The following is a 13,249-nucleotide window of genomic DNA, read 5'->3' on the forward strand; positions in this document are numbered from 1 at the left end:
AAAGATCCCATCCCCATAATCCCTCTTCCGCTTTAGGCGGGGAACATCGGGTTGCCTTTCAAGCCAATCCAGAGCTCGGATGCTTCAAGCTGTCCGGCCAAATGAAACAGCCAGTCCTCACGGCCTTTAGTCGCCATGATCTGAGCTCCCATAGGCAGGCCGTCCGGGGTCATGTGTATAGGTACGCTCATGGCAGGCTGACCCGTCAAATTGGCAAGCTGGGTAAATGGAGTATAGGTCAAGCTCGGCTCAAACATTTCATAAATAAGCTGCTGCTGCCGATCCTTGTCCAATTCGCTGACCATCATCAATTCGTCGATCCGTTTGGCATCGGCCGTTAATTCCCCGATTCGTGGTGCTGGAAAAGCGTTCGTGGGCGTTACGTAAAAATCATATCGTTCGAACAGCTTGGACATCTGCGCAGCGGCAACATCCCACTCAGCCAAACTGTGAACGAACTCGGCGGCAGATACTTTTTTGCCTGCCTCGGCAATGACCCAGGCTTCGATTTCCATATCTCTTGCGGTCAGCTCACGTCCGATGGAGCGTTCAATGGAGGAAACCATGGCGGCCATTTCTCCACTGTTCATCATGTAGTAATTTTCGATGAGACGAACGCCGTTGACGGGACTGAGTTTTTCTTCAACGTCGTGGCCTTGCTCTTCGAGCCAGCGAACGAGCTTGTACACCGCTTGTTTGGCTTCTTCGCTGACAGGTGTTCCTACAGGCGAAGCCGTAGTATATGCGATTTTCAGTTTTCGTTGGTGTGGATAGTTCATGTCTGCCAGGTAACTTCCCGGAAAAAGAGGGGCGTGGAACGCCGCTTCCGGCTGGACGACTTGCAGCACATCCAACAGTGCCGCACTGTCGCGAACGGTGCGGGACAAGGCAAAATCGATGGAGGCGCCCTGCCATTGACGGCCTGCGCCTGGACCAACCGGCGTCCGGCCGCGCGTAGGCTTCAGACCGAACAGTCCGCTAAACGCTGCAGGTATGCGGATCGAGCCGCCGCCGTCGCTTGCACCTGCCAGTGGAACCATTCCCGAGGCAACGGCTGCCGCCGCTCCGCCGCTGGAACCGCCTGGCGAGTGCTCCGTGTTCCATGGATTGCGCGTCGGGCCATGCAGGCTGGGTTCTGTGATGTTTTTCAAGCCGAACTCCGGCGTATTGGTATGCCCGATAATAATAAAACCGGCCTCACGCAGGCGTTGGACGAAATTGGAGCTGCGCACAGCGCGGTGCTCGCTGAACAAACGTGAACCGGAAGTGAGAAGCTCGTTTTCCAAGGATTGCGAAATGTCCTTCAACAAGAGCGGTACGCCGGCAAAAGGTTGTTCCCCCGGCCTTGTCTGGTTGGCTTCCTGCCTTGCGCGTGTCTCATACGTGCGGATCACGGCGTTTAACCGGGGATTGAACTCGTTCAGTCGGGCAAATGCCGCATCCAATAGCTCGTTTGGCGATACTTGCCGCGCACGCACAAGCTCTGCCAAACCGACGGCGTCATAGGATGTATATGGAAATGAAGACATGTGTATCGTTCCTCTCAATATGTATTGGGCTGAGCATGTTCCATAGTCATCGTACCATCAGGTGGACGAAAAGACAAAAGCGCAATGTAATGCGATGCTGCACGTTCAACCATAAAAAAACACTGTTTGCCCAGAAGGAACAAACAGTGTGGATATACAAATCAAGCCATTAATGATATGCTATCTTGATTCACTCTGTGCGCAATCTTCGCGCAGCTTCAAGGTTGGTGTTGGATGGCGAACGATCTTGCTGTCTGGAGATGGCGAACAGGGCGATCCAGATCAGGACGAAACCGATGAGCTGCTCCCAAGTAATCAGCGTACGGAAAGCGATCCAGTTCACCAGCACACCTGCCATCGGAAAGCTCAATTCAGCCAAAGTAGCCACCGATGCCTTGGTCGAAGAGAGACCTTTGTAATACAGCAAAAGACTCAACAATCCAGGCAGCAGCGCTTGGCCCAAAATGTTCAGGATGACCGCAGCCTGGGCACCCGTACCTGAAGGGAAGGACCATGGTGCGCCTTCATTCCAGGTCATGAAGATGAGCAGCGGCAGGGCAACGACGAAACGAAGGGAGGTTACCGTTTCATACCGCGTTTGTCCCAGCATCAGCCGGCCCATAACCGTGGAGCCTCCCCATAGCGCGGCAGCGCCCAGGGACAACAAGCTGCCTGCATGGACCCAGCTGTCCCATCCGGCCGAGGGGAGCGTCAATCCAAAGGTCAGCAAGTAGGTTCCTGCCAGCGCAATGATGAACAACCCGCCAAAGCGGCGCGGCAGCGATTCTTTTAACAGCAGCTTTGCCATCACGATCGCGAACAAGGGCTGCATTTTTTGCAGCAGCAGTACCGTGTTTGGATCATTATGAGTGAGGGCCAGCGTGAATAACACCGTGGCAAGCGCAGAACCGCCCCAGGAAATGAAAATGACGGCAATCCAATGGCGTGCACGCAGATTTTTCAGGTCGGCCCTGAATTTCCAAAGTACGGGAAGGGCGATCAGGCTTACAATGATATGTTCCACCAGGACGATCTGGGTGGAGGTCATCGTTTCGAGCAAAAGAATGCGGAAGAGAGGGTCGACGCCCCAGAGGGCAGCGCCTAGCACAACCAGCCAGAATCCGGTGTTGCCTCGTTGCTTGGTCGGAACGTTTGATGCAGTTTGATGGTTTTCCATATTCAGGACTCCTTCGTCAGAACACGGAATCTTCAGTTGGCAGATTCGACAAAAGCCCCCGTTTCGGCGTACGCCAAATAACGGGGGCTCACACGCATGAATATGGCGTCGGGAAAAAGGCGTTCCCGAGAACGGCCGTATTCATGTGTTGATCTTCTCTCATCCGGACTATACCGTCGGCCCTGGAGTCGCACCAGGTCAGTCGCTGTCCAAAACTGGTCAAACAGCGAGTCGCGGGCTGGTTCCGAAGAACATCACCGCCGGTTGGGAATTGCACCCTACCCCGAAGATCCTATTCGATTGGTTTATAGGTTCGTTACACAAGCTGTAACATCAATAGATTCATCTTAAATGTGAAAGCGCTAGCAGTGCAAGAGTTTTTGCGAAATAAATATTTAATTTCCATAAGAATAATCGGAATAATACGCTGGAATATCGTCAAATCGTTGAAAGGTGCTTTAGACGAGCATAAACGTTCGTTTAAGAAATAATTCGGAGCTTAAGGGGTTGCTGAAATGGAAGTCGTAGGTATTTTGGGAGTCGTACATGATGAAGAGCTGCGAGTGCAGCACCATTTAACACTTGAAACCATAGAAAGGTTAATTGTTGATTTTGATCCGGATGTAATCTGCGGCGAGGTTTTGCCATCCAGTTTCGAGAAATACAAAAAGGAGCCTGCAAATAGAGGGTACTGGGGCGAACCCCCAAGCGAATATTACGACCTGATCTTTCCGTTATGCGAAGAAAAAAAGATCAAGTTTGTTCCCGTGGATTGGGTGGAACTTGATGTTTGGAACGATTTCGATCCTTTGCGAAGCTATACCGGGCCCGAAAAAGAACGGTTGGAGAATGAATTGGATCATTGGTGGCACAAACAGCTTGCGGCTTCCGGTAAGGGTGCTATTCCATTTAATACGGAAGCATTCGACCATGTGACCCGACTGAAATATCAGTGGCTGAAAAAGTTGGATCCAAAAGCGCATGCCATACGATGGGAATGTCGGCATGATATCATGCTTCAACGAATCATAAACGCAATCAAAGACAATGCGGATGCACGTATGTTGTGTATTGTGGGTGCCGATCATAATCATGCTTTGTATGAGGGACTCATGCCGTTGAATCATATACAGCTTATCTATCCATTGAAATAATGGTTATCCCATGGATTGAACTGATCTTATTATTGGATGGGTATTCATTCCATGATTGTGCGTCATTAACATGTGCTATATAATCGTTATATCCTTGAAATAATACACTCATAATCTTGCATCCATGAACAGACAACCTTTCATCAACAACTTGTGTAAGTACCTGAACGTACCCATAACATGAGGATTGGAGATGTGTCTTGTGGAAAAAGGTTATTTGCTCAAAAATGGCTGCGTATTGTCCATGGATCCTTCGGTAGGTCAGTATGCCCGGGCGGATGTACTGATTGAAGGTTCAATCATTACGGCAATAAGGCCTGATCTGGAATGTGAGGAAGCGATCGTGATCGATGCTTCCGACATGATTATTCTGCCCGGGTTGGTGGATACCCACCGCCATGTATGGGAATCGCTGCTGCGTACCGCGGGAACGAACTGGTCCTTGCCCGTTTATTTGCAAAATCTTTATTATGGGGCGATGGGCAGCAAGCTTCGACCGCAAGACAGTTATATCGCCAATTTGCTCGGTTCATTGGAAGCGCTTAATGCAGGCGTGACCACGATCCTCGATTGGAGCATGCCCTATACGCCGGACCATACGGATGAGCTTGTTCGGGGGTTGCGCGATGCCGGCATTCGGGCTGTGTTTGCGTACGGGGTTCCCGGAGAGACCGAATATTGGAATCGGGAAAGCCGTTTGACATATTCAGCCGATGTGAGAAGGGTGAAGCTGCAGCATTTTTCTTCGAACGACCAATTATTAACGTTTGGACTCGCTATACGGGGACCCGAATTCAGTCACTGGGATACAGCGGTGGACGAAATTCGTCTTGCCCGCGAGCTGGATGCGATCTGCTCCATGCATGCAGGGTTTGGCAGCTGGGGCTCGGTGGACCGCTCGGTGGCCAGGATGGCTGAACACGGTTTGCTTGGCCCGGACGTCAATTTGGTGCACGGCAATACCATGGGCATCGACGAATATAAGCTGCTCGCCGATAGCGGTGCTTCGTTATCGGTGACGCCGGAAGTGGAAATGATGATGGGACATGGCTATCCTGCAACGGGTGCTTTTCTGGAGCAAGGAGGCACGCCGACGCTTGGCGTCGATGTCGTGACATCAACGGGTGGAGACATGTTCTCCCAGATGAAATTTGCGTTGCAAGCCGAACGGGCCAAAATGAACGAGCTCGCGCTGGAAAACGGAGAGATGCCCGGCGAGCTGAATTTGCAGTCCAGGCAAGTGTTGCGGTTTGCAACATCGGCAGGTGCGCAGGCGCTGGGACTTGGAAGCAAAGTGGGTACGCTTGCCCCAGGCAAGGAAGCTGACCTGATCATGATCCGCACCACGGATCTCAATCTGTTCCCGGTGCATGATCCGATAGGCGCCGTCGTGCAATTTGCGAATCCTTCCAACTTGGATACCGTATTTGTCGCAGGACGGCTTGTGAAGCAGGGGGGCAAACTCATCGGCGTGGATTTGGACAAGATTCGACGCCAGGCCATGGAAAGCAAAGTGTACTTGCTTCAGCAATATCGGTTTAGCGACGCAGAACGAATCGTATATTCCTGATGAGGGAGCAACCGCCTGGTTTTGGTGGAAGGATCCATATATCCATATAGGACAGGTTCATTCAAATCTATATTATGAAGGAGGCCGCATGGGAACATGCGGCTTTTTTGACGCATTTTTCGTTTGTTTCATCAAACTACAGATAACAACAGCATAATGCTGCATCTCCACGCGGAAAATGGAGATTAAAAACTGCGCATAATATAAATTATACGCAGTTTTGTTTTAAAACGATTTTTTCTTTCGTTCGTGTCCAACAGTTCGTGATATGAAATGATAAATTTCGGGTGAAAAACACAAAATAAGCCGCTTGAGTGCTTTGCAAAAAAATATTTTATTAGAGCAAAGCGGCAAAGTGTAGAAAACGGTAGTTTTTTATAGATGCCGGGTAAGATAGAACAAACGGATTTTTCATAGAACAGATGTACCAACGACCACACCTTGTTACGAGAGGAATATGTCCATGAGCAAAAACGAAGCAAGAGCTGCATTATTCAGAAAAAAGCAAATCTCGGTTGAAGGTGATTCAGGCAGTGGTTTGAAACGGGCGCTTGGAGCTTTGGATCTGACGACCCTTGGAGTAGGGGCCATCATTGGAACAGGAATTTTTGTCCTCACCGGTGTAGCCGCTGCCGAACATGCCGGACCTGGACTGGTGCTGTCCTTTTTGTTGGCAGGCCTTATTTGTTCCTTTGCCGCGTTATGTTATTCCGAATTCGCTTCAACCGTGCCTGCTTCGGGCAGTGCATATACTTACAGCTACACGGCTTTTGGCGAGGTCATCGCCTGGGTTTTGGGATGGGACCTTATTCTGGAATATGGATTTGCCAGCGCGGCGGTCGCGAGTGGTTGGTCGGGGTATTTTCAGACATTGCTTTCGGGTTTCGGCATTCAATTGCCGCACGCATGGACAAGCGCCTTTGATCCGGAAAAAGGAACCTACTTTGACGTTACGGCCGCTGTGATTACGTTAATCATTACGTTTCTGCTTACGCGCGGCGTCAAGGAAGCGGCACGCGCCAATGGCATTATGGTCGGGATCAAAATCATCGTGGTGCTGATCTTCATCGGCGTTGGGGTATTTTATGTGCAGCCGGCGAATTGGCAGCCGTTTCTGCCGTTTGGCCTTTCGGGCGTAACCGCCGGTGCGGCTACCGTGTTTTTCGCTTATATCGGTTTCGATGCGGTGTCCACGGCAGCCGAAGAGGTCAAACGACCGCAGCGCGACCTGCCGATCGGCATCATTGCATCGTTAGCCATTTGTACGCTCCTTTATATTGTCGTGTCGCTGATTCTGACCGGCATCGTTCCTTTCCATATGTTAAACGTTGCGGATCCCGTAGCCTTTGCGTTTGAGTTCGTTCATTTGACCGGATTATCCTGGATAGTCGCTCTGGGTGCCATTACGGGAATAACGACGGTGCTGCTTGTCATGATGTACGGACAGACACGTTTGCTTTATTCGATGTCGCGGGACGGCCTGTTGTCTCCCGTCTTTTCCAAAATCAGCGGCAAAAGCCAGACTCCGGCTGCGGGCACTTGGCTCGCAGGCATCATCATTGCGCTGTTCTCCGGATTCATTTCCCTGGGGCGCTTGGCGGAGCTGACGAATATCGGCACGTTGTTTGCTTTTGCCGTAGTGAGTCTCGGGATCATCGTATTGCGTAAAAACCATCCGGACTTGAAACGAGGATTTAAAGTGCCATTGGTGCCGTACATTCCGATCCTTAGTGCCATAGGCTGCGTATATTTGATGACTCGGCTGGAAATGTTGACCTGGATCGTGTTTTTTGTGTGGCTGTTCATCGGATTGTTGATCTACTTCACGTATGGCAGGCATTACAGCCACTTGAATCCACTGCGCCCCGTTTCGAAGCAGAGCGAAAACAAGGGCAGACGATGAGGTATCCATTCCATCTATTAGCTGAAGCTGAACCATGATCGACATGCGAAGCAAAGTTCATATCTGACGCGAGTTCGTGTTGGTTATGGGCTTTTTTTCATGCGCAAATCATAAAATGTGATCCACCGAAGCTGAGAAAACAGGCGATAAAATGAAATAAGATGGGTCCCGGCCAAAGCTTCCGGGGTTGCACCCTTAAGAAATATGACATATATTTGGGAGAACAGGCGATGCGCCATCAAGGGAGCGAGAGAACGCATAAATTCGCAAAACTAACGGATGTGTGGTGAACGAAACGAATGATCAGCGAGGAGATTCAGGAGCAATATGCCGACGAGTTGGAGGCTTTTCACATCTGGATGAAGGATGCCGGATATACTCGGTACACGGTAAAATCTTACACAGGCGACGTGGCTGAATTTCTCATGTCCATCCAAGGAAAATCGTTGGAGCAGGTTAAAAAGCTGCATGTGCTGTCCTTTCTGTCCCGTGCCCGCGAACGCGGGGTCAGTGACGCCACGCGTAATCGCAAGCATGCGGCGGTGAACTGTTTCTTCAAGTCTCTGATCGAACTGGAAGTGCTGACCAACAACCCGGCGTCTGGCATCAAAAAGTCGAAGACTGAAAAAAACCGTGCCCCCGTTTTTCTGGACGAGCATGGATTGGAACGTTTTTTGCAATCCGTCGCAGGTAAATACCGGACGCGCAATCTGGCCATTTTCCTGCTGATGGGATATATGGGGCTGCGTGTAGGCGAAGTTCATGCATTGAACTGCCAAGATTACAATGCCGAGCGGCGGACGCTCGACGTATTCGGGAAGGGAAGGAAGTGGCGGACGTTACCCGTGCCCGAAATGGTCGCGGATATACTGTCCCAAGCGGTGAAGGAACGATTGGCTCCTTGGCGTGAAAAGGAAGAGGCGATGTTTGTTTCGCAAAAAGGGAAAAGATTATCCATTCGGAGCATTCAGTTGATTTCAACCGAAACGTTCGACCGTTTCCAGCAGGAATCCCCATCGAATCAGCGTCTGCATTACTCCAGCCATAAGCTGCGGCATTCGTTTGCAACGATGATGCTGCGGCGTGGAGCCGATCTGCGAACAGTTCAGGAGTTGTTGGGTCATGCCTCGATCCAGACGACGACGGTATATACCCACGTCACCAGTCGCGAGAAGGAAGAAGCGATGGCGCTGCTTGACGTCAAGCTTCCTTCGTTTGTCGGCGAGTAGCCGGGCGAAATGGGATAAGATCCGGCCTTTGTTCAAAATGAATCATTAAAACAAGTTCTATCTGAACGGATGGAACTTGTTTTTTTGGTTTATTTTTGGAAAAAAGCTGAAACCACAAGAACTAGGTCGACGAAATTATTATTATGTAAACTTAATTATTTGTATTTGACTCCATGGGCACCGCCGGTTTAGTCGGTGATGCTGCACAAGAGGCAAAAGACCAACCTTTCTGGCCAGCGGTAGAATGGTTGGTCTATTTTTATCCGTTTTGGTGAGCCATGACGTTAGCGGATAGCCTGCTGGCTATTCCAGCCCGGAAATTTGCTCCTTTAGTTTGTTGGCCGAAGCCTGGAAAGCAAGCTTTTCCGTTTCGTTCAACGGCAGAGGCAAAATTTCGCGAACGCCGTTTCGGTCAACGATGCAAGGTACGCCAAGATATACATCCGATACACCATTGTAATCCTCAAGCAAGGTGGATACGTTCAGCACGGAGCCTTCGTTGCCCAGAATGGCGGCGACGATGCGATCGAGAGCAAGCGCAATGGCATAGGATGTGGCTCCTTTGGCATTAATAATCTCATAAGCCGCGTTTTTGGTGCGGTCAAAAATGTCTTGTTGTTCTTCTTCGCTTAGCTCAAGATCCGTGCCGGCCACGTTGGCCAAGCTCCATACCGGGACTTCGGAATCACCGTGCTCGCCGATAATATGGGCATGGATGCTGCGCGGATCGATGCCTTTGTTTTTGCCGATAAGGTAGCGAAAACGCGCACTGTCAAGCAGTGTGCCGGAACCGATGACCCGCGAAGCCGGCCAACCGCTTTGCTTCCAGGACGTATAGGATAAAATATCTACAGGATTCGTCGCAATGAGCAGAATTCCATGGGAATTGACTGCCGTAATGCGCTCGATAATGTCTTTGAAAATGCTCGCATTTCTTTTCAACAGATCAATCCGGGTTTCGCCCGGCTTCTGGGATGCCCCCGCCGTAATAATGATGATATCTGCATCCTTGCAATCCGAATAATCGCCTGCCCATACCTTGACGCCTCCTGTGAACGGTAGGCCGTGGTTCATATCCAGCATTTCACCGACTGCTTTGTCATGATTTACGTCCACGAACACCAGCTCGGAAGAACGCTGCCGCAACATGAGCGTGTACCCGGTCGTTGTTCCTACCGCACCCATGCCTACAATAACGACACGGCTTGGCTTAAGCATTGCATGATCTACCATATCAGATCCTCTCCTTTTGGGTATGCCTTCATCCATATTAAGGGATATTTAACCAAAAAGCGAGACTGTCTATGTTATTTGTCATATTTTAGGTCGCAAAACCGGAATTAGTGTCTAACGTCCTGATCCGGCCGAATCAAACGTTTCATGGCATTCAACTTCAGTCTCCCTTTCTGTCCAGGTTTGTCGATGGGCCTTTCCAAGAGGTTTATGGTAGAATGGGAGAGATGGATTTGCATGAACGGTTTGGCTTTATAGTTAACGATGAATGCAAATTATGAAAACACCAGGTAGAACAGGCTTGTTTGCCTGTCGATTGGACAAGAAAGGTGGAGACCACTTGCGTTCGCGATGGATCAAGCTAACCCAGGCAGCGCTTCTGTCTCTGGGGATCGCAACGTTGCTTGCTGCTTGCACGGACTCGGGTCAGACTCCTGCAGCACAGCCGCCGCAGGCACAGGATGAGGATCTGGATGGCGGCAATGCCGGACAGACTTTAACCGTCGTTCCCCCAGTAAGCACGAATACACCGGCTGCGGAAACAACCAAATATCAAATTCAAACCCGGCTGACCGATTTTCAAATGCTCAACGAAAACGGTGGCTTGGCATGGGGCGTGACGCGCAACGCATTGCGTTTGTACTATACGCAGGATCAGGGGGCAACCTGGAGCAACATTTCTCCATCGGAGAATGTGCAGTTTCCGTCCAACCCCGTATATGGACAGAACATTTATTTTGTGGATAGCATGCATGGCTGGATCGTCCGGGAAGGAATGGGCGGAACGGATACGATCGTGCTGCGCACGAATAACGGGGGAGCCAGTTGGAGCTTGTCTTCGTTATCCAAAACGGATAAAGTCGCCGCGGTTTCTTTTGTCTCTCCCGAAAAGGGCTGGATTTTGACCACGGTGGACTCGACCATCGGAAAACAGGAGAAAAAGCTGTACATCACCGAAGATGGAGGTATCAGCTGGAAGCTCATGGAATCCAGTGATGAAGCCGAGAATACGTCCGCTGGAGAGATTTCGAAGCGCGGTTATGCGACAGGCATGACTTTTTCGGATTCGCATCACGGATTTCTGACTGCCGTCGAGTTTGGCTTACCGAAGCTGTATGTAACCACTAACGGAGGAAAGGAATGGAAAGCCGGACCTTCCTTCTTCGACCGCAGCAAATTCAACGCATGCGGCAACTTTAATCTCGGTTCTCCGCAGTTTTTCGGACGGGAAGCAAAGAGCGCTTGGATGTCGTTAGCCTGTTCGTCCGGGGAAACGACAAAATTCAGCGGTTTTTTCACAGCCGATGGCGGAAAGAGCTGGACATTGTCCACATTTGGTTTGAATCAGCAAGCAGGCCTGAACCGGAACCTGGCCCCAGCTTTCTTGAATGAAAAGGAAGGTTGGGCCATCCAAGGAGATGTGACGTATCATACGAAGAATGCAGGGAAAACGTGGGAACCGCTTCCCGAAAGCAGGGTATTGCAGAAAATATTGGATGAATATCCCGAAATCAATAAACTGCAGATGATTTCCCGAAAATTGGGCTGGGTCCTGGTGGAGAATACGGATAATAAACGTTCGCTGCTGCTGCAAACCGTGGATGGAGGCGTGCACTGGAAAGTATTATAGCCAGCAAAACGTTAAAGAGAAGAACCGTTGGGTTCTTTTTCTTTCGCTTACTTTGTGAAAATAATCACAAAAACAATTCTGAAATGATGTTATATTGAGATCAAGAAGAGATGGGAGTGATGATGATGAGAACCAACGAACAAGTTCAACTCACACAGGCGGACGATTTAACTCGATACATGCTTCAATTATGCTACACCTGTGAGGATGCATGCTTCTGTACGACGGAGGAAGAAGTGAGGGAATGCATGGCCAAACATGCGCAACAGGCTGATCCCGAACAAGCTGACGGCGCGGGAATCACTCGCGGATTCATGGATGAGATGTATGCATAGACTATAAAGTAATAGTAATCTCATGGCCCCTTTAAGGGGCTTTTTGATGTTGGAGAACCCGGCCTGAATTTGAATCCGGCTAACAAGTTCTGCGCCGAAGTGCATATACATTACTGAAAGAAGGGCCAAGACTACGGCTGTCCCAGAACGGAGGGGGAGACTTGGGAATTGAATCATCATGGATGTTTGATTTTTTTGGAACCGTCTTTCCGGTCGTATTTGTCCTGATTATCGGTATCGTTCTTCTGTCGATGGGAAAAGAGATATGGAGGTGGGGGAAAAACAACGCCGAACCGCTGCTTATGGTTTCCTCGCGAATTACCGGAAGAAGAATGCAAGTCCAGCAATCGCACGCCGAACCCGGAAGCTCTGCCCGTACATTATACTATGTCACGTTTGAAGTCGAGAGCGGGGACCGAATGGAGTTCAGGGTTAGCGGCGAAGAATACGGCCTTTGCTCTGAAGGAGACGAAGGGCGTCTCTCTTTCAAGGGAACCCGTTATGTGGGATTTGAACGGAACAACCGACTGTATACGGAGCGCGTGCGCGGGTAATCGTTCAGCTTGTGCCTTAAAGGTGCAAGTTTTTTTTGCGTTCTCCTGTAAGAAAGTATTTCATGATTTAGATCGGAATGCGTTTCTTGATGGTGTATAAATGAGTAATAACGTTTATGATAAATGAATCATTGCAATTCAGGGAGGACAGAGGCATGTCATTTACAGATCAAGTTGTCATCGTTACGGGAGCCGCGCAAGGAATCGGAAGAAACGTGGCGGAGGCCTATGCGCTGGCGGGTGCCAAGGTGGTGCTTGCCGACCATCAGGAAGCCGAGGGAGCTGCCGCCGCAGCTTCGATCCGCCATGAAGGCGGAGAAGCTGTTTTTGTTCACTGCGACGTCCGAAAGGAAGAAGAGATCATTCGGCTGGTGGGTACGGCGGTGAAGGAGTTCGGGCGCGTGGACATTCTCATCAACAATGCCGGCGTGGCACGCTGGAAATCCCCTTATGATCTTACGGTAGACGAATGGGACGATGTGCTTAACACCAATGCTAGAAGCTGTTTTCTTGCGAGCCGTGAGGCGGCCAAGTATATGAGAAACAATGAACGGGGCGGGTCCATCGTCAACATGGCATCCACGCGTGCTTTGATGTCCGAGCCTGACACGGAAGCGTATGCAGCATCCAAAGGTGCCATCGTGGCTCTCACTCATGCGCTCGCCATATCGCTTGGCAAGGATCGAATTCGGGTCAATTGTATCAGTCCGGGATGGGTCGAAACAGGAAATATAGACGAGTTGAAGCCGGAAGACCATGAGCAGCACCCTTCAGGTCGGGTTGGAGTCCCTTCGGATATTGCCCGCGCTTGCTTATATCTGACTGATCCGGACAATACCTTTGTCACGGGTACCAACTTGACGGTGGATGGAGGAATGACCCGGAAAATGATATATGAGGACTAGAACCGGGATGATCTCGCGCTGATGCGTTTT

11 protein-coding genes and 1 riboswitch are annotated in these 13,249 nt (G+C 50.3%); of the genes, 8 read left to right on the top strand and 3 right to left on the bottom strand.

The window, feature by feature from the left end:
* Nucleotides 1-32 precede the first annotated feature (32 nt).
* Both MKY59_RS15320 and MKY59_RS15325 read right to left on the bottom strand, forming a co-directional pair.
* A complete protein-coding gene (locus MKY59_RS15320; RefSeq protein WP_339278261.1) occupies nt 33-1,529 on the bottom strand; it encodes an amidase in 1,497 nt (498 codons plus the stop codon).
* 190 nt (nt 1,530-1,719) lie between these two features.
* Complete coding sequence (locus tag MKY59_RS15325; RefSeq protein ID WP_339278262.1) at nt 1,720-2,706, bottom strand: DMT family transporter; 987 nt, start codon at nt 2,704-2,706, stop codon at nt 1,720-1,722.
* A 147-nt stretch (nt 2,707-2,853) separates the two neighbouring features.
* Nucleotides 2,854-3,001: riboswitch (FMN riboswitch) on the bottom strand.
* A 220-nt stretch (nt 3,002-3,221) separates the two neighbouring features.
* Between MKY59_RS15325 and MKY59_RS15330 the strand changes: the two genes are divergently transcribed.
* The 4 genes from MKY59_RS15330 (at nt 3,222) to MKY59_RS15345 (ending at nt 8,562) form a co-directional block, all read left to right on the top strand.
* Nucleotides 3,222-3,860, top strand: a complete 639-nt coding sequence (locus tag MKY59_RS15330; protein WP_339278263.1) for a hypothetical protein — start codon at nt 3,222-3,224, stop codon at nt 3,858-3,860.
* Between the two features lie 193 nt (nt 3,861-4,053).
* Nucleotides 4,054-5,430: an amidohydrolase family protein gene (locus MKY59_RS15335; RefSeq protein WP_339278264.1), complete on the top strand. Its 1,377-nt coding sequence runs from the start codon at nt 4,054-4,056 to the stop codon at nt 5,428-5,430.
* A gap of 463 nt (nt 5,431-5,893) precedes the next feature.
* Nucleotides 5,894-7,333 (top strand): amino acid permease, encoded by a 1,440-nt coding sequence (locus tag MKY59_RS15340; protein ID WP_339278265.1) that lies wholly within the window; start codon nt 5,894-5,896, stop codon nt 7,331-7,333.
* 299 nt (nt 7,334-7,632) lie between these two features.
* Nucleotides 7,633-8,562: a tyrosine-type recombinase/integrase gene (locus MKY59_RS15345; protein ID WP_236414186.1), complete on the top strand. Its 930-nt coding sequence runs from the start codon at nt 7,633-7,635 to the stop codon at nt 8,560-8,562.
* Nucleotides 8,563-8,865: 303 nt separating this feature from the next.
* Here the strand turns inward: MKY59_RS15345 and MKY59_RS15350 are convergent, their stop codons facing one another.
* The gene (locus MKY59_RS15350; RefSeq protein ID WP_339278266.1) at nt 8,866-9,795 is read right to left on the bottom strand and encodes an L-lactate dehydrogenase; all 930 of its coding nucleotides are present in this window, start codon (nt 9,793-9,795) and stop codon (nt 8,866-8,868) included.
* A gap of 340 nt (nt 9,796-10,135) precedes the next feature.
* Here MKY59_RS15350 and MKY59_RS15355 point away from each other — a divergent pair, with 340 nt between their 5' ends.
* The 4 genes from MKY59_RS15355 (at nt 10,136) to MKY59_RS15370 (ending at nt 13,219) form a co-directional block, all read left to right on the top strand.
* On the top strand, nt 10,136-11,425 hold the full coding sequence (locus MKY59_RS15355; RefSeq protein ID WP_339278267.1) for a hypothetical protein: 1,290 nt from the start codon (nt 10,136-10,138) through the stop codon (nt 11,423-11,425).
* Between the two features lie 125 nt (nt 11,426-11,550).
* A complete protein-coding gene (locus tag MKY59_RS15360; protein ID WP_339278268.1) occupies nt 11,551-11,760 on the top strand; it encodes a hypothetical protein in 210 nt (69 codons plus the stop codon).
* Between the two features lie 161 nt (nt 11,761-11,921).
* The gene (locus MKY59_RS15365; protein WP_339278269.1) at nt 11,922-12,314 is read left to right on the top strand and encodes a DUF2500 domain-containing protein; all 393 of its coding nucleotides are present in this window, start codon (nt 11,922-11,924) and stop codon (nt 12,312-12,314) included.
* Nucleotides 12,315-12,469: 155 nt separating this feature from the next.
* Complete coding sequence (locus tag MKY59_RS15370; RefSeq protein WP_339278270.1) at nt 12,470-13,219, top strand: glucose 1-dehydrogenase; 750 nt, start codon at nt 12,470-12,472, stop codon at nt 13,217-13,219.
* Nucleotides 13,220-13,249: the final 30 nt, after the last annotated feature.

It is taken from the genome of Paenibacillus sp. FSL W8-0426 (genome assembly GCF_037969725.1).
Lineage (GTDB): Bacteria > Bacillota > Bacilli > Paenibacillales > Paenibacillaceae > Paenibacillus > Paenibacillus hubeiensis.